A 23,357-nucleotide genomic window follows, 5' to 3' on the forward strand; every position below is an offset into this window, starting at 1 on the left:
GACGGCCGATTCCGGCCCGCCGGTCAGAATATGGTCAGATTCATCGGAGCCCGTCTCATCCGCGTCCACCTGCAAGAACAAGGCATGTTCCATGTGGGGAAGGCTCGCCTAGTCAATCCTCCTCGCGGAGATGCTGGCGATCCCGGGAGGTTGCCACATCCGACCCTCTACCACGATTCCTCGAACGTACATCGAGGCAAGAGCCAGGGCGTCCTCCTCGATCGGGTACCGCTGAGCTTGCTCGATGTCTTCGGTGAGGAATCCGGGCAGATCAGCACGTATGACGTATTGCTCCCCGCGGTCGGGATCCGTGAAGACAGCAATCCACTCACCCAGCTCTGAAGCCTTCGCGCGGGCTACCGCAGGAGGCACCGGATCTGGCCCGATACCTGGCCTGTTCGGAGCCCAAGCCTGCGTCAGCTCCTCTTCTACTACGCCCCAAGCAAGGCCGGGATGATTGAACGTCGTAACGCCCTTAAACTCGAGAGTCTTGACGCCTTCACCGTTCAGGAAGTACCTAACGTTGTTAGCGTCCCAACCTACGGCCACCCAGTTCATGCTGCCTCCAAGGGGCTGTTCCTCTCAATAATGTCCGAATTCCTTTCGTCATCGGCGGGAACGCTCTACTTGTCGAGCTCGATCGAATTTCCCTCCTCCTCGGCGAGGGCCTGCAGCAGGCGCCTCCTAGCGCGCTGCGCGCTCCCGTCGATGCACTTCGCGTAGATGCGCAGCAGGGTCTCGATGCTGTGCCCGGCCCACTCGGCAACCTGGGCGACCTCGATGCCGGCGGCGAGCCAGCTCGAGACGCAGGCGTGCCTGAGGTTGTACGGCACGGCCGCCATGCCGCGTTGCAGCTCCTCATCGGTCAGCGCATCGGGGCGGATCTTTCGCCAGACCCTGCCGATGCGGTCAGGGGAGAGGACGCCGTTCTGCGGTCCGACGAAGAGTCGGTCGCCCGGGCCGAAGCCGAACTCGGCGATGTGGCGGCGCAGGATCGTGAGCAGCCTCGGTTCGATCGGCACGAGGCGCACGGCCTTCTCGGCACGGTGCTTGAGGCGCCGGCGGCTACGGCGTTTGGTCCGGTCGTCGTTGAAGCGCGTCGGTGCGTGCGTGTCGGCGCGCTTGAGCCGGAACTCGCCGAACTGCTTGCCGTAATCGGGGTGGTCCTTGTCCACTTCCGTTGGCAGGTAGACGTTCTCGAGGTGCAGCGCGATGGCTTCCTCGGGCCGGAGACCGGCGTAGGCCATGGTCGCGAAGAACGCGACCAGCCGCTCCCCCAGCTTGCCGTGCCCGGCGACCTCGGCGAGCAGTCGGCTGAGCTGCTCCGAGTTCGGAACGACCGCAGGGTCGATGGAGTCGTCGCTCTTTTCCCGTCGCATAGTCACGCCTTTCAGCGGGTTGGTTCGAAGCAGCCGGAGTTCGACTGCGTACTCGAAGAACTTGTTCGCCGTGGTGCGTCGCCGATTGGCGTAGTTCGCGGCGGCAGCCTTGCCATCTTTCTTGCGGCTCAGGGCTTCGAGGATGCCGCGTGCAAGAGCGGGGCCGGTCTGGTCGTCGTCGAAGGCCGCCATGTCGACCGTGTTCTCCTCGAGCCAGGCGACGGTCTCCTTGTGATCCTCGGGAAGCTCGTCGCCTTGGATCCTGTCCGCGTACGCCCACTTCCGGAGTGCCGCGCGGATCTCGTCGTCCTTCGGCGGCTGCTTTCCTTTCTTTAGTACGGCGAGCGTCGCTTCGCTCAGGCCCTCGGCAATGCTCTGGCGCTGTCGGCTCCCGACGTGGGGCCAGTGGGCTTCCGTGAACTGGATCGTCGCCGCGTACCAGCTCATGGCGGTCTCCCGCCGGAGCTCGGATTCGGGGAGGCCGCTGTCGATGTCGAAGCGCTCGCCGCTGGCGTAGGCGACCATCAGCTCGGCCTTGCGGGCGTCTGCGGCGGCCTTGCCGTGCAGCGGCTGGCGCTGCTTCTGCCCTCCCACGGTCCAGCGAACGGTGTAGGTCTTGCCCTTCTGCCGCTTGGTGACTTCGTGGTCCCAGAAGGTCACCTTCCTGCTCCATCGCATCAGGCACTCACCTCGGCGAGCTGGTCGAGCCACTTGTCGAAGTCGGCACGGCGGATGCGGACCTGGCCGTTCGGCAGCTTGAAGTGCTTGGGTGCGCGGCCCTTGTTCTTCCAGTCGTTCCAGGTCGACTTCGAGATCTCGAGCTCCTCGTAGACATCCTGGAGGGTCATGAGGTTGGTGGAGCTGTGGCGCGAGAGTGTCGGATGAACGGTCGAGCGTGACATGCTTAACTTCCTTCCTTTTTGGCGATTGGAGGGACGGGACCGGCGGCGAAGTTTCCTAGGCCAAGCCGCCGGTACCCGCATTGAGCTGCGGATGAAAGTCGTATCGAGGTGCGGGTGGGCGTCCCCCTTTCCGCGACGTCGTAGGAGCCAGGCGCCTGCGTGCCCAGCCGTGGTCTTCGAGGAGGTCGAGCGCACCTCGGACCTCGGCGGCGGACTTGAGGACGGTTCGGCCGCGCACGCCTCGGTGGATGTCAGTGGACGACATCCCGGGCTTGGCGTTGCGCGCCAACCATTCCAGGAGCATCTTGGCGGGGCCGGTTTCGGTGCTGGCGCCCATGTAGTCCCAGACGGCGCGGGCGTGGTCGGCGTAGTAGTAGCCGATCATCGTGGCCGCGTCGATGGTGTCGGCCTCGATCGGGTCGTAGCGGCCGACGAAGCCGTGCTCGGCGATGTGGAGCAGCCCGGCGATGCGCACGATCTGCCCGGTCCACTTGTTGGCCCAGGCCAGGATCGACTCCCACTCACCGCCCGGCGCCAGCCGCGGCTCGCGATCGCGCTCGAGCTCCATCACGCGGTCGCGGGCCGCGGGGGTGAGCTCGATGACCGTGGCCTCGCTGGTCATGTGGGCGGAGTGGACGAGGGCGGCGATGCGGCGGGCGTATTCGCGCTCGACCTTCCCGGGCACGGGGTCGGGATTGTGCTTGCGGGACCCGACTCGCGATTCGGGCATGGCGAACAGGAACCGGGCGAGCAGGCCGCGCTCCTCGAAGCCAGGCATGCCGGCCGCGTCGCGCAGCACCGCCGGTTGCGGCGAGAGCCCGATCGTCAGAGCAGCGGAGTCGATGTGCTCCGAGGCCGAGGACTTGCGCTCGACGCGAATCATGCCACCCGAGTGGCCCTTGAGAAACACGTCCAGGTCAGGAACGCCCGAGTAGCGTCCGGCGATCGTCTGGAACAGGCCGCCCTCGTCCGAGAGGACCGCCATCGCACCGCCGTGGCGGGCCATGAGGGTCTTAACGATCTCGGGCGTGACGTCGTCGGCGAACAGCTTCGGCTCGTGCGGGACTTCGAACTGCTCGGCTTCGAGCGCGGCCCGCTTGGCCTCGTTGACCGCGTCGGGGTCCGAGGCGTTCTTCGCGGCGTGGATGCGGGCGGCCTCGGCGGCGCGGGTAAGGATGTCGGCCTCGGTGCGAGACTCGATGATCCGCGGCTTGAGCTCCTCGGCAAGGTCGCGCTCGACCTCGAGGAGCGGGTAGCGGACCATCGCGTCGAACACGCCGGTCTTGCGGTTGCCCGGATTGAGCGCGACGCAGACGAACAGGTTGCACTGCTCGACCCAGCCGGACTTGACCTGGACCTTGATCTTGCCCTGCACGGCGGTCGACAGTGCCGCGAGAGCCATCGCCCCGGCGAGGTCAGCCGGGGTCTGGGTGGCCTCGGCGACGCCGTCGGCCATGTCGCCCACCCACGTCGGCAACGCCGAGGTCGGGAAGGCGGGCAGGTTCGCGGCGTCGATGAGCGGGATCGGGTCGGCCCAGCCGTCGCCGGTCGTGCCGATGGCGTCGAGCGTGTCGCGGGAGAGGGCCAGGACCTCTGTGAGGTCGCGGTGCTTGCCGTCCTTGGCGAGCTGGCCGAGGCGGATCGCGGCGGCCTCCATCTCGCGGCGCTTGGCGGCGTCGGCGACCTTGCGGGCGTAGTACCCGCCGTTGGCGGCAGTCGGTACTCCGGCCACCAGGTCATGGAGGTAGTTCCCCCCGCCGACCTTCTTGAGGTTGCCCTCGTCGAGCAGGCGGGCGGTGATGGTGAGCGCGTCGACCGGCAGGCCTTCGTCGTGCTGGGCGGTGATGGCCTCCCAGATCAGGATGTGGCGCGGGTTCTGGAACGATCCGGTATTGACGTGGGCGGTGATCTCGGGGATCACGTTGGGCTGCATCAGGGCGGCGCCGAGCACGGACTGCTCAGCAAGCCGCAAGTTCGCGTCGTTATCGTTGCCTCGCTTGAGGATCAGGCTCATCTGTTGGTCTCCTTTCGTGTGGTGTCGTAGTCGGGGAAGTCGGCGGGGCAGGGCGGCTCCATCGCATCGAGCTGCATGGTCTCGACCAGGCCATCGGGGTGGAACCAGCGTTTTCGGATCCGGGTAGCGCCGCGCCACATCGGCTGCTCGAAGATCGCGACAAAGCAGTGGCAGCGGAGGCACCTGCTCCAGGGCAGCGGGGTCTTCCCGGGCTCGGAACGGGCCCAGCGGTGACCGTGCACGGGTTCGCTCATCGAGTCGCCTCCGCTCGCTCGATGCCGCGACCGGCGAAGCAGCGGGACACCCAGTCGGGGACGGCGTCGATGTCGAAGGTCTCCTCGGCCATGGTGTTGGCGAAGTAGACCCGCAGCCGCAACTCCTGCTCGTCGGGGGCGACGGGCTCGAAGTAGATGAAGGTTGCCTGCTGGCATCGGCAGCAGATCCGCCATTGGTCCTTGCGCGCGATGTAGCGATGGAAGACCACGGCGATCACGCCCAGACCGGGGCGGGCGTGCCGGTGCAGACCGGCGCGGCGAGGCCGAAGCGGTTGTCGCTCCAAGTGCCGTCGGGCCAGATCCAGCGGGTGAACCAGGACCGAGGTGAGATCGGGTGCGGCCGGTGCGCGGCGAGGAGGCGGCAGAGCGCGCAGCGGGCGGTGGTGGGGCCGAGTGGGCACCAGAGATGACCAGGCATGACTGTCCTTTCAGGATGGATGTTTCGGGGTTGGGTCGACCATGGTGCGCGCCGGAATCGCGGCGCGCAACTTTAAGGTGTGGGTTTGCCAAAACAACGAATTCGTTGGTCGGCGGATCGAACAACGGGGACGGGAGGGCACGGGCCGCTCCTGGATTGGGCGGCTCGTTTTGAGTCTGGCAATCATCGACCGAAGTCGCCGCAGCGACAAGGGCACTCGTAGTTTCGACAGGACCCCTGGTCACGGCGTCGTCGTTGACGGCCTCGACCGCGTCGCGATCGCGGTAGCGCCAATCCTCGCGGCCGATGCGGGCGGCGGCCATCAATCTGTCTATTTGACAAATTCCGGCGGTCGGGTTCATGCAGATCTCCTTCGCTGGGGCCCGACCCCTCGCGGGGCCGGGCCGGGTTGGCTAGAGTTGGTCGGTGATGCCGTCGACCAGGCGGCTGTAGGCGGCGATGAGGATGTCGCGGTGGTCGAAGGCCATGGGGCGCTTGAGGGCCTCCTCAATGTCGAGCCAGTAGGCCTGGGCAGCGTCGTCTCCAGCGATGACGTTCGCTCGCTCAGCCAGGGTGAGGGTGTAGGCGACGGAGACGACGCGGCCGCGGGGGTCGCGGTCGGGGTCGTCGTAGACACCGAGCTGGTGCAGGTGCCCCGGGTCGATGGCGAGGCCGGTCTCCTCGGCGGCTTCGCGGGCGGCGGCGGCGCGGCTGGTCTCTTCGGCGTCGACATAGCCGCCGGGCAGGGCGAGGTGGCCCGCGTAGGGGTCGTCGCCGCGCTCGATGACGAGGACTTCGGTGCCGCAGAAGGCGACGAGGTCGACGGTCAGGTGGATGGTGTTGGCGTCGGTCATGTAGGTGTGCTCCTTCGGTTGCGGGCGTTGCTAGTTGGCGATGGCGGCGAGGACCGGGTCGGTGTCGGTTCGGGCCGTGCGGTTGGTGGGGACGAGGGCGGCGATGCGGCCTTCGGCGGCGGTGAGGTGGAGGCGGCCTTCGGGGTCGAACTGGTGCGCGGTGAGGTCGAGCCGGGCGAGGAGGTCGACGCGGTCGGTGCCGAGGAAGACGGCGCGGGTGCCGTCGCCGGTGGTGCCGATGCGGCCGTGGTCGGTGCGGTAGTCGCTCCAGGTGATGCGCGCGGCCTCCCACGCGTCGACGTCGTCGGTGTCCGGGGCGGTGTTGATGACGAGCTCGCGCCAGGTGTTGGCGGTGTGCTCGGCGAGGGTGCGGTCGCCGGTGACGCGGTGGAGCTCGGGGTCGGCCGCGCCGTGGCAGACCATGCCGGAGGCGAGGGCGGGCAGGCGCCGGTCGATATGGCCCGCGACGGCGCCTGCGTCCCAGAGGGCGAAGCGGTCGGTGATGAGGGTCTGGTGCTCCCAGCGGGCGGCCCAGGTTTCGCTGAACAGGGCGAACCAGTCGCTGCGGTCCCAGAACAGGTCCGACCAGTAGGTGACCTCGCCGGTCTCCTTGGTCTCGGTCACGGTGATGGTGGCGGCGTTCGTGGTCATGGGTGGTGTGCTCCTTCGGTTGGGCTGCTTCGTGGTGGGCGGCTAGTTGGTCCAGATGAGGGCGACCATGGGTTCGTCGTCGACCTCGCACTCGTCGCCGTGCTGGCAGGACTTCTGGCCGGTCTGCGCGTCGCTGGTGTGGGCGTAGAGGTCGGCGGTCTTGGTGTTCTCGTGGTGGTAGAAGGAGCCCGCGAGGTAGTCAATGGTCAGGAAGCGGACGTCGTAGGAGTCGCCGATGAGGACTTCGATGTCGCCGCAGTCGGCGAGGAAGTTGTGCAGTTCCTCGATCAGTTCGGAGATGATCACGGGGCGGTGCCTTTCGTTCGGTGTCGGATCGCGGTGGGCGTCGGGCTAGTTCTCGTCGGCGCAGAGGATGCAGAGGATGCCGTCGTAGTCGGCGGCGTCGTCCTGGCAGGACACGCACAGGTAGCAGCAGGACTCGCTGTCGCGGTCTTCGCCGCAGACGGGGCAGATTTCGATGTCGTCCATGCGGTCGTCTCCGTTCGGGTGCGGGCCCGGCCCCTCGGGGCCGGGCCGGTCGGGCTAGTACTCGTCGCTCGGGTCGACGCACCAGGCGCAGTCGCAGTCGGGGGTGCAGTCGGCGATGCCGCCGCAGACCCCGCAGCAGGCGCATTCGCCGTCGTAGTCGTAGGTCACTCCGCAGTCGGGGCAACGGTCCATTTCGGTGTCTCCTTCGGTGTCAGGTCGAGGCTTCTAACAGGTGGGGAGGACCCCCGGTTTTTGGGTGTGCGGGGCCGCGATCCCCTTTGGGAGGGGGTCTCGGCGGTGTTGGTGTTAGGTGTTAGTTCGCAGGTCAGGGGGCGCTAACAGGTGCTCTAACAGCTGGTAACAGGTCGTTGGTGTTAGGTGCTGTTACGGCTTCTGTTAGGCCCTGCTGTTAGGCCGGTTGAGAGCTCGCATCATCGGGCACTGTGTCGCCGTTATCGGTGGTGTCAGTGGCGGGTTCGCGTTCGAGGCCGGCGGCGAGGTCGGTGAGGCGGTAACCGCGGGCGTTGGTCCCCCACTGTCCGGCGCCGATCTGCTTGCTCGGCTCAATGCCGTAGGGGGCGAGGAGCGCGCCGAGCGCTTTGCCGTCGAGGTTGGCGAACATGGTCGGGTCGTGGGCGGTGAGGGTGTCGATGAGGTCGCGGGTCGGTGCGGCCTCGGCTGCGGTGGCGCGGATGTGGCCGGTCATGACGCGCAGGGCGACCTTGCCCCGGGCGAGGTGGTAGCGCCGTTCGCCTTCCCCGGTACCGAAGGCCTCGTGAAGGGTCGCGCGCAGTTGCAGGGCCCCGATCTGTCCGTTGCTCTGCGCCGCTGGGGCGGGCGCGACCAGCGTCGTCCCGGTCGCGGCGGGCGCCTCGGTGGGAGCGGCAGTCGGTGTGTCGATCGGCTGGTGGTCGGTGTCGGTCTGGTCGTGATTGACGGGCTGGTTGTTGCGGATGGAGTGGAGCAGGGCCTGGACGCGGGTGTTGGTCCAGCGGTTGCGGTAGGCGGCCGAGGCGCCCTCGAGCGCAGTGGCTTCGAGGACCGGGCGGCGGGCGGCGTAGTGCGCGGCCCGGGCCGGGATCGCTTCGGTGGGCAGGTAGAAGGCGCGGCGGACCGCGCGGCGGGCCCCTGGTCGGATGGTCAGGATCGAGCCGGGCTCGGAGAACTCCGAGGGGTCGACGCCGCCGAGCTTGTCCATCGAGGTCTGCAGGGTGTTGAACACCTCAGCCGGGGAGTCGACGCGCAGGATGTTCTGGTGCACGGCCTGGGAGAGGATGTCGCGGGCGTTGTTGCCCAGGAACGACATCGTGGCCCGCTGGGTGGCGAGGTCGACGTCGACGCCCTCGCTTCGGTGCTTGCGCAGCACCTGGATAAGCAGCTTGATCGCGGCGGCCTTGGCGGTGTCCATGTCGGACCCGGCGGTGAGGTCGGCGACCTCGTCGATGATGAGCCGGATCGAGGGCAGGGCCGCCGAGGGCGTGATCTTGTCGCCCTTGCGGCCCCGGGCGCGGGTTCCGGCGATGCGGTTGAGCTCGGCAACCATGGCGTGGACGTCGGCGACGGTGAACCCGACCCAGTCGAACGGTGCGCGGTCGACCAGGCCGAGTGCGTACGGCTCCAGCCACGGCCGTACGGTCGCGCCTTCCTTGAAGTCGATGATGAACACCAGGCAGTCGTCGCAGGACACGAAGCCGTCGATCATGATGTTCTGCAGCATGGTCTTGCCCGAGTCCCTCTGCCCGATCGAGGTGGTGGAGGTGTAGGCGTAGACCTCGGCGGCGGTCTCGCCGTCTTCAAACCGGCCGGTCGGCAGCGGCTCCAGGATCGAGCGCGGCTCGGCCGGGGCGGCGGGGATCGGCACCAGCTCGGCCAGGACCGATCGCTTCGCGCAGGTCAGGCGCACCTGCCCGACGTGACCACCCTGGGGCCGCTCCAGGCGGACCGCGCCCTTGAACGGGGCCTTCAGGGCGATCTCCAGGCGGTCGATCATGGTCAGCGCCTCGGTGAGGGTGGTGCCTCCGGGCTGGATCTCGAAGTCCGTGGCGGTGCGGGCCTCGTCGCTGGTCTCGCCGGTGAGCGCCCAGCCGCGGATCTTCGCCGCCGACAGGGCCGCTACGGTTGCCGAGCGGCGCTGGACTTTCTCCTGCTCGGCGATGTAGGCGGCCTGGATGGCGCGGCCGTGCCCGGCGAGGAGCACGAAGTAGATGATCGCGAGCGGCAGGCACGCGCCGATGAGCGCCAGGAGGCACTTGCCGGTGCGCACGATGTGGAAGATGTCGAACGTCAGCAGCTGCGAGGCGAAGGTGAGCCACCCGGCGGCGACGCCCGCGCAGGAGGCGGTGTAGACGACAGCGAGGAGCCGGAATCCGGCCTTGCGCACCGACCAGGTCAGTGCGGCCCCGGCCCCGAGCGCGACCAGCAGCACGGCCCACCAGGGCAGGTCGAAGGGGTAGATGACGATCCCGGCGAGGTAGAGGGCGAGGATGCCGGTGATCGGGTTCGACCACGCGCCGAGGTCCCATTCCCGCCCGGCCAGGCCGGTCGCGGCTTTGCGCTGCGGCGCAATGCTTGAGATGTTCGGGTGTGCCATGGTGATGCGCTCCTTGTGCGGCAAGGCGGTCAGTGCTTCAGGTGGTCAGATCGGTTATGGCTCAATGGGTTCAGGTGCCCGGCCGCCGCACCTCGCGGCGGCCGGGTCGGGCGGTCAGGCCTGGTTGGCGCCGTAGTCGGCCATCTGCTCGTTCGGGCGCGGGTTGGACAGGCGCTGCATGTCCTGGGCGTGCTTGGCCTCGAACATCGCGGCCGTGGTCTGCGCCGAGGCGGCCATGGACTGCATCTGCGCGGCGAGGTTGATGTAGTGCGCGCCAATCTCGGCCCCGGCCGGGGTCTGGGCGAGCTGTTCGCCCATGACCCGGTAGGCGGTCGCGAAGTTGGCGAACATGTCCGGCGTCGCGTGCACCATCGACTGGATGTCGAGCAGGTTGCGGAACTGGTAGCCGCCGATGCCGGCGGCGCCTTCGGAGGCGGCTTGTACGACAGGGTGGTAGCCCATGGTGGTGCCTTTCTGGTGACGTGATTGCGGATAGGAGCCCTGCACCCGAACCTGAGGAGCGGGCGCGGGCGAGGGAACTCGTGGGGCCTCGCCGGGGCCTTGGACGATCGGCGATGCGACGCTCGGCTGCGGGACCGAGTGGGGCTGACGCCGCTTCGGCGGCGGGACCGGCGGCAGCCCGCCCGAACCGCCGAGGGAGAACCCAGCGGGCTCGGGGCCGCTCGGTGCCGGGCCCAGCCCCGCCGAGGTCGGCGGCGTCGGCGCGGGACCGGGCTGCGCGTCCGGAGCGGTCCAGCGGGGCCGCTTCGGCTTCGGCGGCGGCGGAGGCGCGAACTGCGCCTCATGCGCGGCCTGCCCCGCATCGCCGGGCCCGGCCTCCGGTGCGGTGTCGGTGGCGGTGTTCCGGCGGGAGGCCCACCAGGCTCCGGCCTGCTGCGCGCCCCGCCAGCCCCGGCCCGCCCACCGGGCCGAGCCGAGCCCGAAGGACTCGAAGCCGCGCCCGGCCCGCTCGGCGAACCCGCGCCAGCCCGATCGCTTCGGGCCCGGCTCGTCGGTCTCGGTCTGCGGGCCACCGACCGGTCCCCCAGCGGCCCCGGGGCCGCCGTTGGCGTTCCGGCCCGGACCGGTCCCCGGGGCCTGGCTCCGGCCCTTCTTGGAGAAGATCCGACCGAACCGACCCGGTCGACCCGCCGCCGACCCGACCCCACCGGGACCGGCAGGCCCGGCCCCGCGAGGAGCCGACCCGGCCCGGCGGGCCGTACCGACACCGCACCCAGACCGGCCCGCAGGACCCGCACCCGGTCGGCCCGAGCCGACCGGCCCGGCGGTCCCGGCCCGCTTGCCCCGGCCGGGCATGACCCGGCTGAGCAGACCGGCCCGGCCCGCCGCGCCCGGTCCCGTGCCCGGCTTCCCGGCCGCAGCGGCGGTCCCCTTCGTCCCGGCCCGGCCCGGCATCGCCGCCGAACCGCCCGGCTTGCCGGGAACGGCGGCGCTGTTCTTGCCGCGGCCGAGCATCCGGGCGAGCGGGCCGCGACGGCCACCACCCGCGCCAGCAGGCCCGGCCCCGGCAGCTCCGGCACCGCCGGTTCGACCGATACCGCCGCGGCGACCGCCCGGCACGCCGCCCATCGCGGCGGCCCCAGCGGTACCGGGGACCGCGCGGCGGCCGAAGAGACCCCGGCGAGCCGGTCGGGCCTCGGGCGGCAGACCACGCTCGGCGCGGGCGGCGGCGTCGCGTTTCTTGCGGCGTCGGGTCGCGGCGATCAACCCGATCACGGCCGGGATGGCGAGGGCAGCGACGACCAGAGCGGCGAGCCACCAGGCCATGCCCGCCTGGACCATGCCGATGAGCAGCAGCACGCCCACGATCGCGAGCGGGACCGCCCAGCGGCGCATCGGTGAGGCCTTCACCTTCGACTTGCCGCTCGTCGCCTTCGCGCCGGGCGCGGACGCCGAGCTGGTGGTCGAGATGTTGTCGGGGTCGATCGGCGCGGCCGTGGCCGCCTCGGTATCGACCGGCTTCGCCTCGGCGGGCGCGGGGCCGGCCTTCGCTGGTGTGGTGACTTTCGGGTTCGTCATCGTCGGTTCTCGCTTAGAACTGGGCGATGAACGCGTCGACGCCGGAGGCGATGCCGTAGACGACCGTGGTCGAGAAGTCGCCGAAAGCCGGGATGGCGGCCATGAAGCCGATGATGCCGAGGGTGAACAGGGCCTGACCCGACCAGAAGGCGCGGCGGATCACGACCATGCCGATGGCGACGAGGGCGATGGAGATCATGACGATCATTGCTGTGTCCATGAGCAGGTACTCCTTGCAGTTCGCGGTGTGGAAGGTCTAGGTGGTGGGGCCGGTCGAGCAGCGGCCCGGCCCCACCGATCGGAAGGTCATTCGGGGCCGGCCTCGGTTCCGTCGTCGGGGCGTTCGGCCTTCTCGATCAGGCGCTTGGCCCGCTCGAACCCGAGGCCGAACTCCCGGCGGGCCCGCTTGACCGACACCCCGCCTTCGGCGGCGACGAGGTCCCGCAGTCCGGCGATCACCTCGTCGTCGGACAGGCGCGCGGCGGGCGCCGGCATCGGCTTAGCCGGGACCGGGCGGGGCCGCTTCGGGCGCGGCGCGGCCGCGGTTTCGGCCTCGTCGGCGGTGGGTTCCTCCACTGCCGCGACGTGCCGTTTCGTGTCGGCAGGGCCTTTTTCACGAAACGTGCAAGAGGTGTGTTGGCCTGATGTCATCTCGTTCACATGGCCGTCTGTCCGGTTCCCCTCTGCAGGGGTCTCGTGAGCGTCCGCTGCAAACGTCTCCTCGGTGGTCTTCGTGTCGGTGTCGTCGGCGAAGGTGAGGATGATCGGAGGGAAGCCGGCCTGCTTCGCTTCGCGGCGGGCGCGGTCGACTTCAGCGTCGGCGGCGCGGCGGCGGCTGCGACACTCGGCGGCATCAACGGCGGCGCCCATGAGGTTGGCGGCTTCGCCCGCGAGGCGGGCCGACACGTCCTGCTTCCAGGCCGCGAACGTCAGGCGCGGGTGCACCAGCCAGATCCGCCACCCGAACTGCGTCGCGGGCTCGGCGATCATCTCCTGCTCACGCAGCGCGTCGCGGTGCTTGGCGGCCGACCGAATCTCGTACACCGTGATGGCCGTCAGGCTCGACGCTCCGAGGATCACCGCGAGGATCTGGTCCTCGGCGTGCGTGTAGTAGTTGATCCCGGCCGCGAACAGCGCGAACAGCCACGTCAGCGCACGCGGAAGGAACGCCTTCTCACCCTTGAGCCGCTGCTTCATCGCCGTCAGCGCCATCGCCAGGGCGGTGCCCTCGATGAACACGGCCATGCCGATGCCGAACATCAGCGGCCAGTCCCGTGCGGCGGCGACGCTGATCTGCCCGCCCACGGCCACGGTCGCGGCGGTGGCGTACACGGTCATGGCGTACACGCCGACCGCGTTCTCCCGCACCCGCTCGACCAGCACCGCGCGCGACGCCCTGCGGCGCTCTTTCCGCTCAAGGCGCGACTGCTTGCGCTCGACCCGGCGACGAGCCTTGCGCTCGTCCTCCAGGGCCTCGCGGCGCAGCCTGCGCTCCTCCTCGGCGCCCTCGCGGCGGAGCTTGCGCTCCAGCGCCGCGTCGGCGACCGCGATCTTCGACGACGCCGCCGCGCGGGAGGCCTTCACCTTCCCCTCGGCCTCGGCCCGCTCCCAGTCGACGAACGACGGGATCATCGAGGCCGACTTCTGCGGCTCATCGCCTGAGTTCGATGTCGGCGCGGCCTCGATCTCGGTCCCGTCGGTGTCGTCGCTGGTCTCGGCAAAGGGGGGCGGATCGATCCGCGCCTCCGCGCGCCCGGTCCGCGCTTCGTCAGAAGTGCAAGTGGTGTCCTCGCCGCCTTGCTCAGGCTCGGTCTCGTCGCCGAACACCTGCTGGTCGAGCAGGTCCCAGTCGATCGTGTCCTGCGGATCGCGTTCGGGCTCGGGCGTAGCGGGCGTGGGAATCGGCGTGCTCACAGGTCCTCCCCGAAGTCGATAACGGTGCACTCGTGGCACTTCGTGAGCAGGGCCATGACGTCGGCGACGGCCCGCTCGAACTCCTCGCTCGTCTCGGTTTCGGCGGCGAACAGCTCGGCGATCTCGTCGACAGCGACGACGGTCGTGCCCAGGTGGCGTTCCGTGTTGCTGGCGGTCATGCGATCACCGCCGAGACCCAGAGCGCGGCGATGAGGATCGCGACCGACCATCCGGCCCACGCCGCCTGGAAGGCGAGCCCGAAGCGGTGCTCAGCGTCGGCAGTGGCCCTGCGGGAACGGCGCAGGGAGGTGCGGATCGCTGCTCGCCGGGTCTTGAGCCCTTCGATGTTGGCCTCGCAGGCGGCGACATCTTCGCGAGTGAGGCCGTGGAGGATCTTCTCCCCCGCGAGGTCCTCGGTGAGTTCGTCGACGCGCGCCTCCAGGCGCAGCTCGGCGACACTCGGGCCGATGCGGCGGTAACCAGCAAGCCAAGAGTGCTGGCCGCCGAACCAGGTCCACTCGCCGATGGTCACGGTCTCGCCGCGGCGGATCGTGGTGCGGTCCTCGGGTGCGACGCACCCACAGGTGGCGAGGCAATGGGTGCCGTCCTCGTGCAGCGCCACCACGATGCGCACGTTGTCCCAGTACTCGGGGACTTCGCGCTCGGCGGGTTGAATGACGATCTCGACACCGGCCTCGGGCACGGTGGTGGTCACGACGTACGGGATGCGGATGGTTTGGGTGGTGGTCATCGTGTCGCTCCTTCGTGGCAGGCCAGGCACTCGCCCAAGCTGCGCGGGATGTAGTGGCCGTACTCGGTGCCGCACGTCGGGCAGGTCGCGTTCTTGACCCAGGCCTTCATGAGCGCGGCGAGCTGCGCATCAGTGGCCGGGCGCTTCGGCTGGGCCAGGTCCTCGCGGTAGAGGTAGGCGAAGCGCCGGCCGCGACGCCACCGGATCTGCGCGGCGATCGGCTGGCGCCCGGGCGTCAGGCCCTTTGCCGCCAGCTGGCGGCGAGTGCACAGGCCGTTCGGCGCGAACCGGAAGTTGTAGGTCGGGAGCCCGCCGTGCCGCTCCCCGGTCGGGTCATCGAACTTCGCGAGGTAGCTCATCAGCGGATCTCCTCGGCGGCGCCGATGTGGACGTAGACGCGGACCTTGCCCCGGTCGGCGGCGCGGCGGCACGGCTTCGGCTCCGAGACGGACCGGACCGGCAGCAGTCGCGACAGCTGGGTAACGACGTGGTCGACCTCGAACTGCAAGCCGATGATGCGAATCTTCGCCATTACTCGGCCTCCTCGAAGGCGAGGCCGAGACGGAAGGCATGGGCCTTGGCGGCCTTGCGGACCGCCGAGCGGGCCTGCGCCTTGGTAAGGCCGTCAACCGATTCCGCGCCTTCGGTCGCGACATCATCGAAGGCCCAACCTCGGCCGCGTCCCTCGAAGCTTGCGGCGGCGAGCACGAACATGTCGCTTCGGTTGTGGGGGTTGAAGCGGATTCCCGCCTCGACCTTCGTGGCCTGGTAGTCCGGCTCCCACACCGCGACGGTCGGCTGCATCCTGAACTTCGAGCACCGCAGCGTCGGCACTCCCACCCAGCGGTCCAGAATCCAGGACACGGGCTTGCGACCGAACTCGGTGGTGATGACGACGCTGAAGACTCCGGACGGCTGGACCGAGGCGACGACCTCGCTGCGCAGCGCCGGGGTAACGATGACGTCACCGGCCTCCAGCTCCTCGGCCCTGACCGGCTGGGCTTCGATCTCTTTGAACGAGTACATGTCCGGCCCCTAGTTCATCGAGAAGGTCGGGAAGCCGGGAGCGAGCGTGTCGCCGAGCGCACGGTCGATGTCGAAGGCGACCAGCCGCTCGGGAGCCGGGCCAGAAAGCTCAAGCTCCAGCTCCATCAGTTCTGCTTCGATCTGCGGCCACTCGATCTCGATCGCATCGAGTTCGGCGAAGGTCGGCTCCTGGTCGAACCAGTCCGACGCCTCGACGGTGGTGATGGTCTTCAAGGGGTGCCTCCCAGGTTGATGCTTTGGCGATTGGAGAGACGGGACCGGCGGTCCTGTCGCCACCTGGCTAGCCAAGTGGTTGATGAGCATGACCCTACAGAGCCTGGCTAGTCATGTCAACCGGGGTGGCGAAATTTTCTGTCCTGGCTAGTCAAGTGCTACCCTGACTGGATGGACGACAGCACAGATGAGCTCGACTTCCTGGGGAAAATCGATCCGGACAGCAAAGACAACCAATCCACCCAGATCGCCAACCGCCTGAAGGCCGCCATCCTCACGGGCAAGTTCGCGCCGGGAGAGGTGCTGCCCTCCAACAAGCGGCTGCAGGGCCACTTCGGGGTCGCGCGCGAAACCGTCAAGAGCGCGTTCAAGATCCTTACCGACCTCAAGCTGGTGGTGATCCAGCAAGGCAAGCTGCCTCGGGTCCGCATCAAGACCCACCGCACCGTGGAACTCCGGCCGCACGTCGAAGCGCTGTTCCAGGAGGCCCACGTCGCCATCGACTTCGCGGGATTCTCAGGTGAGACGCTCCGCGGCGTCATCGCCGAGCCGCTCGACCGCATCCGGCTCGGTGAGCTGACACCCCAGGACATCCGCCTCCGGGTCATGGTGTCCAACATGCGCCTTCCGATGGCGCTGCCTACCCCGGTCGAACCCACCGAGGACCCCACCCGGGTCACCGCCCGGATGGCGCGGATTACGGACCGAGCCCTTGAAGCCATCGCCCACGAGGTCGACGAACTTGCAGAGCTCGGCCTCATCAAGTCCGGCTCGGTGGAGATCCGAACCCACGGCATCGCGCCCGTCTTCAAGCTCTTCGTCCTCAACGAGACCGAGGGGTTCTTCGGGTTCTATCCGATCGTCGAGCACACGGTCGCCATCGAAGGCGACCGCGTCCCCATCTACGACCCCATGGGCAAGGACGCCGCCCTGCTGCACTTCTCCAGCTCCGGTGAGAACTCCGAGCAGGGCGAAATGTTCGTCAACGCCGCTCGCGCCTGGTTCAATTCCGTCTGGGAGACGGTCGCGCAGCCTTGGGAGGCCCCGTGAAGCTGGACCAGAGCCACCTCCTCGGCGCCAAGTGCCTGTTGCTCGACTTCGATGGCCCGGTCTGCAGCGTCTTCGCGGGATATCCGGCCCACCAGATCGCCTCGGAGCTCGTGGAGGCAGTCAGTCGATTCGATGTGCAACTTGGGCTCTCACTAAAGGACGAACACGACCCCATGGAAGTCCTTCGTGTCGCCGCAGCCGATCTGCCTGAAGCCTCAGCAGAGCAGCTCAACGCCCAGCTTGACCAGGCCGAGGTCGATGCCGTCAGGACCGCAGAGCCGACTTCAGGCGCGGCGCAGTTGATCGAACGCGCGGGCCGCGCGGGACTGACCGTGGCGATCGTGAGCAACAACGGCGAGAAGGCCATCGCCACCTACCTTCGTGCCCACGGGCTTGACGGCCAAGTGGCGACCATCGAAGCCAGGCCTTTCGGCAGGCCTGAGCTCATGAAGCCGGACCCCTACCTGTTGCTGCGGGCGTTGAGCACTACAGGGTTCGAGGCGCAGAATGCGGTCTTCATCGGTGACTCGAAGTCCGATGTCGAAGCCGGGCTGGCCGCAGGCGTCGCGACGATCGGCTACGCCAACAAACCAGGCAAGGACGCAGCCCTTCGCGAAGCCGGAGCCTCGTCAGTGGTGACTGAGCTGTAGACCGCCAATGGTCAAGGGGGTCGACTGAGCATTCGCTCAGTCGACCCCCTTCTCTTCGTCGTAGGCGCCGACGGAAGTGCTCCCGCTGCGACTGTCCATGAAGCGCTCCAAGGCGATGCCGAGCTCGGCGAGCCCGAGCTCCCCAAGGTCCACGCCTACGGAGGGATAGAACTGGCCGTCACGATGGACGACGACGGTCTCTCGACACCCGTCGTCGATGCGGTGTAGCCACAGAACCGTGAAGTTGAAGTCGGTGCTGACGAGCTCTTCGACCTCGATCACCATGTCGCGGAAAGCGAAGCTTCCAAGCACGCTCATCGTCCACCGCCATGGTGCTGCTCGAGACGAACACGCAGTCGGGACTGCTGGTGGTCTCGCCACCCCTGCGATCGCTCACTTGCCCGACCTCGCCAGATCACCCCGTGCAGTGTCGGTCCGGACCAGAACAATGTGCCGATGTGTTCCTCCTCGACATGCCTTGCGACCAGGACCAGGTACCCGTCCTCGCGAACCGGATCAAGGTAGAGCTCGACGACTTCAATGACGTCATCCCACGAGAAGTCGTAGCTCATGCGGGCCGGAACTACACCGAGCGGGAGTCCGTCTGAGTTGTCCTGTGACTCAGGGTCTTCCGCAGACCAAGGGATGCTCGATACTCTGACCATGTCTCACTTCCAGATCGGGTGAGGCCACACCCTGGGACCGCTGCAAGGTCGCCAGGGTCTTCGTGTCCCTCAGCATAACCAACCTGTCTAGCCATGTCTATGGACGTCTATAGGCGTCGATACTAGTAAATGGAGGTGTGTTTCCGTCTAGCGTCACGGCATGGACCCAGACGCAACGATCGATCACGACGAGCCGACGCCCGTCTATCTGCAGCTTGCTGGGATCCTGCGCGCCCGAATCGAACGAGGCGATTGGGCGCCAAACCGGCAGATCCTCTCCGAAGCCCAGCTCGTGCAGGCCTATGGCCTTGCCCGGGAGACCACCCGAAAGGCTGTTCGTCTCCTCATCGACGAAGGCGTGCTCTTCACAGTGCCCGGCCGCGGCACCTTCGTCTCGCCGCAGGCCATCACTCAGCCCACCGCCGAAGACGTCTGACCTCAAGCACAGCGAACCCGGGAGCTACGAGCAACACCTACCCCTTGTTGACCAGGTCCGCAAGATCATGGATGAGCTAGAGCGAGCTCCAGGACAAGACCTGAAGAGCCTGCGGCATCTCAGGGCGATCCAGAACGGCGAGCCACAATTGGCCAGTGGCCCTTCCGACGTCGCCAATGCCGCTAGGGATCGAGGCATCAAGGCCTCTGGCAGCTGACCCGGAGGTGCGTCGGTGATAGCCCTATGCAGAGAATGGTGGAAATGCAGTAAACCGCCGGGCCAGGATCTTGACCTGTGGGGCTGCCCATCCGCGCCATATGGCGCAAACCCGGCGCATACCTCCACCGACATCCACCAAACTTCTCCAGAGTGCCCTCATCCAGAAGGTTAACTGCATGTCCAGCCGGGTTTCGCATTGGTTTGATGCATGGCGACCTCGGCGCTGTTCCCGCAGTTCAACCTGATATGGCGAGGGTTTATTGTATTTCCTCCATTCTCGCCACGGTGAGTTCGACACCTTTGGGGAACAGCGAGCTCTACTTGGATAGATTACTTAGTCCTGGGAAGCCTCAGGATCCTTGAGCATCGAGAGCTTCTGCAGCAACAGAAGTCGACTGGCCTTCCGAACAGTGGACACCGTGACGATCGAGAATCTCAACGAAGTATTCTCGGTTAGGTAGGACATAGCTCCTGAATGCAAGGCATGCGCATCTATCCCGTGGAGCTTCCCCCGGTGCACCGTACCGGATCGACCTGCACCACCATAGTAATCCTCTATTGAGCTTGTCTCGCTTTCGCTCAGGACGCTTCGCACAGCCTTCTTGAATCGGTCGCTACTCCCGATAGTCAAGCCACAACCCTTGAACTTTCCACACTCACAACCGGGGCACTTCTCTGCCCTCCTGTCGATCTGTGCGACAGCCTCGATTGCGGCAATAAAACTTACAAGCGCCAGCGATGGATGTTCGCGCTGGAGCGAGAGCCCTTCCTTGTGGATAGAGATAGCCTCAAACAGCCGACGCTCTTTGGTCAGCAGAGCCTCTGCATGGTTGAGACCAACCGGAACTGAAACACGCTGGCCGAGAGTCTCTTCTGGCTCAGGAACCTTGTACGGCCTCCACCGATGCCCGAAAATGTAATCCTTCTCTTGATCTGGTTCGATCCCTATCCGAGGCCCGATACGCGCCGACCACGGAGAATCCCACCAGAGAGACAACAAAGCAGTGATGCGAGACAGCCATAGAGTCGTGCGCCATTCTCCTTCACTGAGCCAGTCGTAGCAAGTGGTCCTCCCACTCACTTGGACAGGCCAATGTATGAACATCGACGGTACGGCCCCGAACCCTAGCATTGAGGAGCGTACGTCCTCCACCACAGGACCGTGATATGGCTTCAAATCAAGTCCAGAAATATGCGCCTGAGCCTCGAGTCGCTTCCCAAGCATGCCGAGATGGGGAGGATCTTCGGAGATCACGGCGTGCCAGACGTACTCTTCGCGGGTTCCAAGCCGCTGCAGGGCGGCGTTGATGACTTGATACCAGAAGTCGATCTGGTCGTTATTAGGCTCTCCCGTTCCAAGGACTTCGAAGGTAACCCGGTTCTTTTCGCGGAAGGCTCCTATCAGGCGGGCATGCTCCTCGCCACCGATCGAGGTGGGAACCCAATCGCGGACCAGATCTCCACTCGCTGTTGAATACCCGTGGGAGTTGCAGGCGATTTGACGATCTTCAAGCTCTTGGTGAACAAGATGTACAAGCTCCTCCTTTGCCTCATCAGCGACCTGGACGAATCCACCGGGTACTGCGGGACACCACCACTCCGGTGTCCAATCCTGAGGTCTGGAGCGCTCAACCATTCAAACACCATAGCGGCAGAAGCTTGCCCACGCCAGCCCTCGTGAACGCGGGCCCCAGGAATGGCCTCATCCCTTGCCATTTAATGCGGATTTGACTCCTTTTCAGCCAAGTCCAAATCCTCGGTGAACATCGCTACTCCGGCAACACCAAACGGGAAGAACCAGAGGAACGCACTCAACGTGACCCCCGGTCCTCCGAGCGACGGCCAGAAGATGGCGATGAAAGCCAGTCCGGGTAGCACATAACAGCCAAGACTCAACCACAACAAGCCCCACCTAGAAGCAGCAAACAACCCGGCTGCGAACGCTATGAACACTGCTAGCAGGAACAGCCCTAGAAGGCCCCAGAACCCGCGCCCAGCTCGGAATTCTCCGTATCGCTCAATCCGTTCTTGCCGCGCTTCCTTTGCCTCTTGCTCCTCCCTGCGCTCCTCTTCTTCCTGCTTCCTTTCGCGCTCATCCCACCAGTTCGTTACGTCGCCCCACTTGTCCGAGGCGAAATCACCGACCGCAGAGAAGGGCTTCGGGTTGAAAACGACGCTGGTCTCCCCGTCCTCGTCCGCGCGAAAACTCAAGATCCCAAAATCGATCGCCAGCATGTAGAGGATGCCGAAGAAGGTTAGGACAAGCGCCCACTTCCCATACTTGGCACTCCGGATCGTTGCGTGGGTCGCCCGCGCCTCCAGGTCGTCGTGGCGCGGATCGTCGTCAGGGTCCTGGTCGTTCACACATCAGTCCGTTCGGTGAGAAAAGCGGTTCTCAATGCAGAGCAAGGAGCTCGCAGCCGACCTTCAGATACCATCTCGGCAGCAGCTCGCGCTGTCGTCGTTCCGACACCGCACATTCCAGGGGGCAGAACATTCGGCTGCTTCGCCAAGTGGCACCAGATCTCGCCGGACTCGACCGGACCCAGTCGTAAAGGCAATCTCGGCAAATGCCAGGATTTAGCTATCTACCTGCGAAAACTCGACCCGCTGAGATGGACGCACAGGCCCTGCGGGGACCCGTCCCTAGGTCGAGTAAGGGCCCAAGGCGCGTCTCGCGCGTCAAAGTTCGCGCTAAAGGTCTTCGCCGCTCAATGTGGCGACTAGACGCCCGCCGGCGACCTGGAGGGCATCGCGGAAGTCGGTGACGCCGTCGACCTCGCGCATCTGCTCGGTGTCAGGCATCAGGCTGGTGACCGAGGTGCGAACGATCATCGCCCTGAAGAAGTCGACGCGGCCGGCTAGGGCGGCGATGTAGCCCTCGCGGAAGTCGGCGATCGATTCGTCGCCGGGATTGACCAGGGCTGTGGTCTCGGCGTCGATCGCTGCGGTCAGCCGGCCGAGGAGATCGGGGATGTCACCTTCGGTGGGTCCGTCGGGATGGGACTCGGGGTCGTAGACGACTTCGTACCCCAAGGCCCGCAGGGCGTCGAGAAGCTTCTCTGGCGTCATCTCGCCAGCCTAACGAGCTTCGACTAGGCACGTCATCCCCCAGACGCGCACAGGCCCGCACAGGGGCCGCGGTAGCTTCGAGTCCGGCGCTTTTCGGCGGTCGGGCTCGCCCGAATCTGGACTGCAGTCAGGACTGAGTCAGATTCTTGGGCGAACCCGAGCTAAGGGGCAGATGGACGCCGGTATTGCGTCCGGTTTCCTAAACCGTGCGTCGCAGGTTCGAATCCTGCCGGGGGCACTTTCCTCACCATCAATCACCAGCCAGAACGGCCCCTGACCGGGGATTTCCCGGTCAAGGGCCGTTGTCGTTTCTGCGGCAGTGGTCCGGCTGATTCCGGCCCGGGACGGCCGATTCCGGCTCGCCGGTCAGAATTAGGTCAGATTTCTAGGCGGCCTCTCCCCCACCCTCACCTGCGGCGTTGTCCTTGGCTTCGTCGTCGTCTTCTTCGGCAAGTGCAAGAAGCAGTCGCCGCTTGGCGCGCTCGGCGTTCCCGTCAAGGCACTTGGCGTATTCCTGCAGCGGCGTCTCGACGCTGTGCCCGGCCCACTCAGCGACTTGAGCGGGGTCGATTCCGGCGGCGAGCCAGTTGGACACGCAGGCGTGCCGCAGCTTGTACGGGACCTTCGCGAGGCCACGCTTCAGCTCCTCCTTAGTGAGAGCGTCGGGGCGGATCTCGCGCCAGACCTTGCCGACGCGGTCGGTGGAAAGGACGCCGCCCTGCCAGCCAGTCGGTGAACATCAGTTCACCCGTGACGGCCTGGCCCCGGGGGTCGACGCCGAGCGGGAAGGACTGGAACAGGTCGACCGATGCGATTCGCGCACGCAGTCGACGTTGGTGCCGAGGCCGGGGCCTGTCACTCTGGTGCCTTCGCGGCCGCGATGATGCCCTCGACCGTGGCGCGAATGCGGTCGGCGCGAGCTTCGCGAGCGACTGGTGCGCCTGCCAGTCGTGACCGGCGACCGGGCGGCCTCATGCTAGGCCCCGACGCCATCCCCGCAGGCCACACCGTCACCGGCGACATCCTCTGGACCCTCGCCTGGTCCGCAGCCCTCGTCGCCCTCTTCACCCCACTCGCCGCCCGCACCTACAAACGCGCGTAACCGTAGGAACCGAACGCACAGAATGCCCAGCGTCACAAGACTCTGACACTCCCACCACCTTGCCTCACCCGCCGTCCCGGAGCACCGGTCGTCAAGCGGTGCAGCCTCCTCAAGCCTCTGCCGGCGGCTGTTCAGCGCCGGCGGAACCTGGCGAGCAGGCCTGGCTGCTTCTCGTGGCCTTCGCAGCGCTCGGCCTTGGGGACCGCGCTCATGACTTCGCGGGCGTGCTGGCCGCAGCCGGCCCAGGTGGTGTTGCCGCATTGGCGGCACTTCACGGGGTAGCACATGGAAGGATCGTCCTCTTTCTGTCGGTTCGGTGCCAGGCCGGGCGGGTCGCTCATCTTCGGTGGTCAGGCCGCCTTCGTCCGCGGCGGCCCGCTCGGGGTCGGCGATGCAGTCCTTCATCGCGGTGGACACGATCGCGAAGCCGGCGCGGTCGAGCGCGGTCGAGACCGCGGCGAGCTGGGTGACGACGTCACGGCAGCGACCGCCCTCCTCGACCGCGGTGATGACCGCGTCGAGCTGGCCTCGGGCGCGCTTGAGTCGGTTCAAGACGCGGCGTTGCGCTTGCGGATCGGGAATTGCCATGGTTCGGCTCCTTCATCGGGGTTCATCGGCTGTCACAG

The 23,357-nt window shown here is 66.9% G+C and carries 33 protein-coding genes and 1 pseudogene; 5 read left to right on the forward strand and 29 right to left on the reverse strand.

Annotated elements, in window-relative coordinates; translation table 11 throughout:
* Window positions 1-108: 108 nt before the first annotated feature.
* From AB0K52_RS15105 to AB0K52_RS15210, 22 genes are all read right to left on the reverse strand, one after another.
* Window positions 109-558: a hypothetical protein gene (locus AB0K52_RS15105; protein WP_363531723.1), complete on the reverse strand. Its 450-nt coding sequence runs from the start codon at window positions 556-558 to the stop codon at window positions 109-111.
* A gap of 65 nt (window positions 559-623) precedes the next feature.
* The gene (locus AB0K52_RS15110; protein WP_363531726.1) at window positions 624-2,057 is read right to left on the reverse strand and encodes an integrase; all 1,434 of its coding nucleotides are present in this window, start codon (window positions 2,055-2,057) and stop codon (window positions 624-626) included.
* On the reverse strand, window positions 2,057-2,281 hold the full coding sequence (locus tag AB0K52_RS15115) for a helix-turn-helix domain-containing protein (protein WP_363531729.1): 225 nt from the start codon (window positions 2,279-2,281) through the stop codon (window positions 2,057-2,059). Before AB0K52_RS15115 ends, AB0K52_RS15110 begins: the two co-directional genes overlap by 1 nt.
* A 55-nt stretch (window positions 2,282-2,336) precedes the next feature.
* Complete coding sequence (locus tag AB0K52_RS15120; protein ID WP_363531732.1) at window positions 2,337-4,295, reverse strand: DUF3987 domain-containing protein; 1,959 nt, start codon at window positions 4,293-4,295, stop codon at window positions 2,337-2,339.
* On the reverse strand, window positions 4,292-4,549 hold the full coding sequence (locus AB0K52_RS15125) for a hypothetical protein (protein WP_363531734.1): 258 nt from the start codon (window positions 4,547-4,549) through the stop codon (window positions 4,292-4,294). The genes AB0K52_RS15120 and AB0K52_RS15125 overlap by 4 nt, the downstream gene beginning before the upstream one ends.
* Window positions 4,546-4,788, reverse strand: a complete 243-nt coding sequence (locus AB0K52_RS15130; RefSeq protein ID WP_363531737.1) for a hypothetical protein — start codon at window positions 4,786-4,788, stop codon at window positions 4,546-4,548. The genes AB0K52_RS15125 and AB0K52_RS15130 overlap by 4 nt, the downstream gene beginning before the upstream one ends.
* Complete coding sequence (locus AB0K52_RS15135) at window positions 4,785-4,988, reverse strand: hypothetical protein (protein ID WP_363531739.1); 204 nt, start codon at window positions 4,986-4,988, stop codon at window positions 4,785-4,787. The genes AB0K52_RS15130 and AB0K52_RS15135 overlap by 4 nt, the downstream gene beginning before the upstream one ends.
* A gap of 413 nt (window positions 4,989-5,401) precedes the next feature.
* A complete protein-coding gene (locus AB0K52_RS15140; protein ID WP_363531742.1) occupies window positions 5,402-5,842 on the reverse strand; it encodes an NUDIX hydrolase in 441 nt (146 codons plus the stop codon).
* 30 nt (window positions 5,843-5,872) lie between these two features.
* Window positions 5,873-6,493 carry a hypothetical protein gene (locus tag AB0K52_RS15145; RefSeq protein WP_363531745.1) on the reverse strand — a complete coding sequence of 207 codons (621 nt, stop codon included), beginning with the start codon at window positions 6,491-6,493 and terminating at the stop codon, window positions 5,873-5,875.
* A 42-nt stretch (window positions 6,494-6,535) separates the two neighbouring features.
* A complete protein-coding gene (locus AB0K52_RS15150) occupies window positions 6,536-6,799 on the reverse strand; it encodes a hypothetical protein (RefSeq protein ID WP_363531748.1) in 264 nt (87 codons plus the stop codon).
* Between the two features lie 45 nt (window positions 6,800-6,844).
* Window positions 6,845-6,982, reverse strand: coding sequence for a hypothetical protein (locus tag AB0K52_RS15155; RefSeq protein WP_363531750.1), 138 nt, complete (start codon window positions 6,980-6,982; stop codon window positions 6,845-6,847).
* A 54-nt stretch (window positions 6,983-7,036) separates the two neighbouring features.
* Entirely contained in the window at window positions 7,037-7,174 is a 138-nt protein-coding gene (locus AB0K52_RS15160) for a hypothetical protein (RefSeq protein ID WP_363531752.1), read from the reverse strand.
* A 217-nt stretch (window positions 7,175-7,391) separates the two neighbouring features.
* The gene (locus AB0K52_RS15165; protein WP_363531755.1) at window positions 7,392-9,572 is read right to left on the reverse strand and encodes a hypothetical protein; all 2,181 of its coding nucleotides are present in this window, start codon (window positions 9,570-9,572) and stop codon (window positions 7,392-7,394) included.
* 114 nt (window positions 9,573-9,686) lie between these two features.
* Window positions 9,687-11,612, reverse strand: coding sequence for a hypothetical protein (locus tag AB0K52_RS15170; protein WP_363531758.1), 1,926 nt, complete (start codon window positions 11,610-11,612; stop codon window positions 9,687-9,689).
* Window positions 11,613-11,625: 13 nt separating this feature from the next.
* Window positions 11,626-11,832 (reverse strand): hypothetical protein, encoded by a 207-nt coding sequence (locus AB0K52_RS15175; RefSeq protein ID WP_363531760.1) that lies wholly within the window; start codon window positions 11,830-11,832, stop codon window positions 11,626-11,628.
* An 86-nt stretch (window positions 11,833-11,918) separates the two neighbouring features.
* On the reverse strand, window positions 11,919-13,526 hold the full coding sequence (locus AB0K52_RS15180) for a DUF2637 domain-containing protein (protein ID WP_363531763.1): 1,608 nt from the start codon (window positions 13,524-13,526) through the stop codon (window positions 11,919-11,921).
* The gene (locus AB0K52_RS15185) at window positions 13,523-13,705 is read right to left on the reverse strand and encodes a hypothetical protein (protein WP_363531766.1); all 183 of its coding nucleotides are present in this window, start codon (window positions 13,703-13,705) and stop codon (window positions 13,523-13,525) included. Before AB0K52_RS15185 ends, AB0K52_RS15180 begins: the two co-directional genes overlap by 4 nt.
* Window positions 13,702-14,277, reverse strand: coding sequence for a hypothetical protein (locus AB0K52_RS15190; protein WP_363531769.1), 576 nt, complete (start codon window positions 14,275-14,277; stop codon window positions 13,702-13,704). Before AB0K52_RS15190 ends, AB0K52_RS15185 begins: the two co-directional genes overlap by 4 nt.
* Window positions 14,274-14,636: an RRQRL motif-containing zinc-binding protein gene (locus tag AB0K52_RS15195; RefSeq protein ID WP_363531772.1), complete on the reverse strand. Its 363-nt coding sequence runs from the start codon at window positions 14,634-14,636 to the stop codon at window positions 14,274-14,276. Before AB0K52_RS15195 ends, AB0K52_RS15190 begins: the two co-directional genes overlap by 4 nt.
* Window positions 14,636-14,809 (reverse strand): hypothetical protein, encoded by a 174-nt coding sequence (locus tag AB0K52_RS15200; protein ID WP_363531775.1) that lies wholly within the window; start codon window positions 14,807-14,809, stop codon window positions 14,636-14,638. Before AB0K52_RS15200 ends, AB0K52_RS15195 begins: the two co-directional genes overlap by 1 nt.
* Window positions 14,809-15,303: a hypothetical protein gene (locus tag AB0K52_RS15205; RefSeq protein WP_363531778.1), complete on the reverse strand. Its 495-nt coding sequence runs from the start codon at window positions 15,301-15,303 to the stop codon at window positions 14,809-14,811. The genes AB0K52_RS15200 and AB0K52_RS15205 overlap by 1 nt, the downstream gene beginning before the upstream one ends.
* 9 nt (window positions 15,304-15,312) lie before the next feature.
* Window positions 15,313-15,537: a DUF6284 family protein gene (locus AB0K52_RS15210; RefSeq protein ID WP_363531781.1), complete on the reverse strand. Its 225-nt coding sequence runs from the start codon at window positions 15,535-15,537 to the stop codon at window positions 15,313-15,315.
* 171 nt (window positions 15,538-15,708) lie between these two features.
* On the opposite strand from AB0K52_RS15210, the gene AB0K52_RS15215 reads away from it, so the two are divergent.
* Together AB0K52_RS15215 and AB0K52_RS15220 are read left to right on the forward strand one after the other, a co-directional pair.
* Complete coding sequence (locus AB0K52_RS15215; RefSeq protein ID WP_363531784.1) at window positions 15,709-16,587, forward strand: winged helix-turn-helix domain-containing protein; 879 nt, start codon at window positions 15,709-15,711, stop codon at window positions 16,585-16,587.
* Window positions 16,584-17,237 carry an HAD-IA family hydrolase gene (locus tag AB0K52_RS15220; RefSeq protein WP_363531787.1) on the forward strand — a complete coding sequence of 218 codons (654 nt, stop codon included), beginning with the start codon at window positions 16,584-16,586 and terminating at the stop codon, window positions 17,235-17,237. The genes AB0K52_RS15215 and AB0K52_RS15220 overlap by 4 nt, the downstream gene beginning before the upstream one ends.
* A gap of 36 nt (window positions 17,238-17,273) precedes the next feature.
* On the opposite strand, the gene AB0K52_RS15225 is transcribed toward AB0K52_RS15220, so the two are convergent.
* Complete coding sequence (locus AB0K52_RS15225) at window positions 17,274-17,555, reverse strand: hypothetical protein (protein ID WP_363531790.1); 282 nt, start codon at window positions 17,553-17,555, stop codon at window positions 17,274-17,276.
* Between the two features lie 11 nt (window positions 17,556-17,566).
* Between AB0K52_RS15225 and AB0K52_RS15230 the strand changes: the two genes are divergently transcribed.
* Complete coding sequence (locus AB0K52_RS15230) at window positions 17,567-17,845, forward strand: hypothetical protein (RefSeq protein ID WP_363531793.1); 279 nt, start codon at window positions 17,567-17,569, stop codon at window positions 17,843-17,845.
* A 217-nt stretch (window positions 17,846-18,062) separates the two neighbouring features.
* The gene (locus AB0K52_RS15235; RefSeq protein ID WP_363531796.1) at window positions 18,063-18,338 is read left to right on the forward strand and encodes a GntR family transcriptional regulator; all 276 of its coding nucleotides are present in this window, start codon (window positions 18,063-18,065) and stop codon (window positions 18,336-18,338) included.
* A 553-nt stretch (window positions 18,339-18,891) separates the two neighbouring features.
* Here the strand turns inward: AB0K52_RS15235 and AB0K52_RS15240 are convergent.
* The 4 genes from AB0K52_RS15240 to AB0K52_RS15255 form a co-directional block, all read right to left on the reverse strand.
* Window positions 18,892-20,193: a hypothetical protein gene (locus tag AB0K52_RS15240; protein WP_363531798.1), complete on the reverse strand. Its 1,302-nt coding sequence runs from the start codon at window positions 20,191-20,193 to the stop codon at window positions 18,892-18,894.
* Window positions 20,194-20,273: 80 nt separating this feature from the next.
* Entirely contained in the window at window positions 20,274-20,921 is a 648-nt protein-coding gene (locus AB0K52_RS15245; RefSeq protein ID WP_363531801.1) for a hypothetical protein, read from the reverse strand.
* A 330-nt stretch (window positions 20,922-21,251) separates the two neighbouring features.
* Window positions 21,252-21,629: a hypothetical protein gene (locus AB0K52_RS15250; protein WP_363531804.1), complete on the reverse strand. Its 378-nt coding sequence runs from the start codon at window positions 21,627-21,629 to the stop codon at window positions 21,252-21,254.
* A gap of 385 nt (window positions 21,630-22,014) precedes the next feature.
* Entirely contained in the window at window positions 22,015-22,224 is a 210-nt protein-coding gene (locus AB0K52_RS15255; protein ID WP_363531807.1) for a hypothetical protein, read from the reverse strand.
* A gap of 378 nt (window positions 22,225-22,602) precedes the next feature.
* Between AB0K52_RS15255 and AB0K52_RS15260 the strand changes: the two genes are divergently transcribed.
* Window positions 22,603-22,731: a hypothetical protein gene (locus AB0K52_RS15260; RefSeq protein ID WP_363531810.1), complete on the forward strand. Its 129-nt coding sequence runs from the start codon at window positions 22,603-22,605 to the stop codon at window positions 22,729-22,731.
* A 131-nt stretch (window positions 22,732-22,862) separates the two neighbouring features.
* Here the strand turns inward: AB0K52_RS15260 and AB0K52_RS15265 are convergent, their stop codons facing one another.
* Both AB0K52_RS15265 and AB0K52_RS15270 read right to left on the reverse strand, forming a co-directional pair.
* A complete protein-coding gene (locus AB0K52_RS15265; protein ID WP_363531813.1) occupies window positions 22,863-23,018 on the reverse strand; it encodes a hypothetical protein in 156 nt (51 codons plus the stop codon).
* Between the two features lie 52 nt (window positions 23,019-23,070).
* Window positions 23,071-23,319 (reverse strand): annotated as a pseudogene (locus AB0K52_RS15270) (metal-sensitive transcriptional regulator); the annotation flags it as partial.
* Window positions 23,320-23,357 lie beyond the last annotated feature (38 nt).

The sequence above is a fragment of the Glycomyces sp. NPDC049804 genome (assembly GCF_040674615.1).
In the GTDB taxonomy this organism is placed as follows: domain Bacteria; phylum Actinomycetota; class Actinomycetes; order Mycobacteriales; family Micromonosporaceae; genus Glycomyces; species Glycomyces niveus.

What these genes read in the sequence shown, in the direction of transcription:
- AB0K52_RS15105 (WP_363531723.1), bottom strand. Translation starts at nt 558, where the DNA reads ATGAACTGGGTGGCCGTAGGTTGGGACGCTAACAACGTTAGGTACTTC.
- AB0K52_RS15110 (WP_363531726.1), bottom strand. Translation starts at nt 2,057, where the DNA reads ATGCGATGGAGCAGGAAGGTGACCTTCTGGGACCACGAAGTCACCAAG.
- AB0K52_RS15115 (WP_363531729.1), bottom strand. Translation starts at nt 2,281, where the DNA reads ATGTCACGCTCGACCGTTCATCCGACACTCTCGCGCCACAGCTCCACC.
- AB0K52_RS15120 (WP_363531732.1), bottom strand. Translation starts at nt 4,295, where the DNA reads ATGAGCCTGATCCTCAAGCGAGGCAACGATAACGACGCGAACTTGCGG.
- AB0K52_RS15125 (WP_363531734.1), bottom strand. Translation starts at nt 4,549, where the DNA reads ATGAGCGAACCCGTGCACGGTCACCGCTGGGCCCGTTCCGAGCCCGGG.
- AB0K52_RS15135 (WP_363531739.1), bottom strand. Translation starts at nt 4,988, where the DNA reads ATGCCTGGTCATCTCTGGTGCCCACTCGGCCCCACCACCGCCCGCTGC.
- AB0K52_RS15140 (WP_363531742.1), bottom strand. Translation starts at nt 5,842, where the DNA reads ATGACCGACGCCAACACCATCCACCTGACCGTCGACCTCGTCGCCTTC.
- AB0K52_RS15145 (WP_363531745.1), bottom strand. Translation starts at nt 6,493, where the DNA reads ATGACCACGAACGCCGCCACCATCACCGTGACCGAGACCAAGGAGACC.
- AB0K52_RS15155 (WP_363531750.1), bottom strand. Translation starts at nt 6,982, where the DNA reads ATGGACGACATCGAAATCTGCCCCGTCTGCGGCGAAGACCGCGACAGC.
- AB0K52_RS15160 (WP_363531752.1), bottom strand. Translation starts at nt 7,174, where the DNA reads ATGGACCGTTGCCCCGACTGCGGAGTGACCTACGACTACGACGGCGAA.
- AB0K52_RS15165 (WP_363531755.1), bottom strand. Translation starts at nt 9,572, where the DNA reads ATGGCACACCCGAACATCTCAAGCATTGCGCCGCAGCGCAAAGCCGCG.
- AB0K52_RS15170 (WP_363531758.1), bottom strand. Translation starts at nt 11,612, where the DNA reads ATGACGAACCCGAAAGTCACCACACCAGCGAAGGCCGGCCCCGCGCCC.
- AB0K52_RS15175 (WP_363531760.1), bottom strand. Translation starts at nt 11,832, where the DNA reads ATGGACACAGCAATGATCGTCATGATCTCCATCGCCCTCGTCGCCATC.
- AB0K52_RS15185 (WP_363531766.1), bottom strand. Translation starts at nt 13,705, where the DNA reads ATGACCGCCAGCAACACGGAACGCCACCTGGGCACGACCGTCGTCGCT.
- AB0K52_RS15190 (WP_363531769.1), bottom strand. Translation starts at nt 14,277, where the DNA reads ATGACCACCACCCAAACCATCCGCATCCCGTACGTCGTGACCACCACC.
- AB0K52_RS15195 (WP_363531772.1), bottom strand. Translation starts at nt 14,636, where the DNA reads ATGAGCTACCTCGCGAAGTTCGATGACCCGACCGGGGAGCGGCACGGC.
- AB0K52_RS15200 (WP_363531775.1), bottom strand. Translation starts at nt 14,809, where the DNA reads ATGGCGAAGATTCGCATCATCGGCTTGCAGTTCGAGGTCGACCACGTC.
- AB0K52_RS15205 (WP_363531778.1), bottom strand. Translation starts at nt 15,303, where the DNA reads ATGTACTCGTTCAAAGAGATCGAAGCCCAGCCGGTCAGGGCCGAGGAG.
- AB0K52_RS15215 (WP_363531784.1), top strand. Translation starts at nt 15,709, where the DNA reads ATGGACGACAGCACAGATGAGCTCGACTTCCTGGGGAAAATCGATCCG.
- AB0K52_RS15225 (WP_363531790.1), bottom strand. Translation starts at nt 17,555, where the DNA reads ATGAGCGTGCTTGGAAGCTTCGCTTTCCGCGACATGGTGATCGAGGTC.
- AB0K52_RS15230 (WP_363531793.1), top strand. Translation starts at nt 17,567, where the DNA reads ATGGTGCTGCTCGAGACGAACACGCAGTCGGGACTGCTGGTGGTCTCG.
- AB0K52_RS15235 (WP_363531796.1), top strand. Translation starts at nt 18,063, where the DNA reads ATGGACCCAGACGCAACGATCGATCACGACGAGCCGACGCCCGTCTAT.
- AB0K52_RS15240 (WP_363531798.1), bottom strand. Translation starts at nt 20,193, where the DNA reads ATGGTTGAGCGCTCCAGACCTCAGGATTGGACACCGGAGTGGTGGTGT.
- AB0K52_RS15250 (WP_363531804.1), bottom strand. Translation starts at nt 21,629, where the DNA reads ATGACGCCAGAGAAGCTTCTCGACGCCCTGCGGGCCTTGGGGTACGAA.
- AB0K52_RS15260 (WP_363531810.1), top strand. Translation starts at nt 22,603, where the DNA reads ATGCTAGGCCCCGACGCCATCCCCGCAGGCCACACCGTCACCGGCGAC.
- AB0K52_RS15265 (WP_363531813.1), bottom strand. Translation starts at nt 23,018, where the DNA reads ATGTGCTACCCCGTGAAGTGCCGCCAATGCGGCAACACCACCTGGGCC.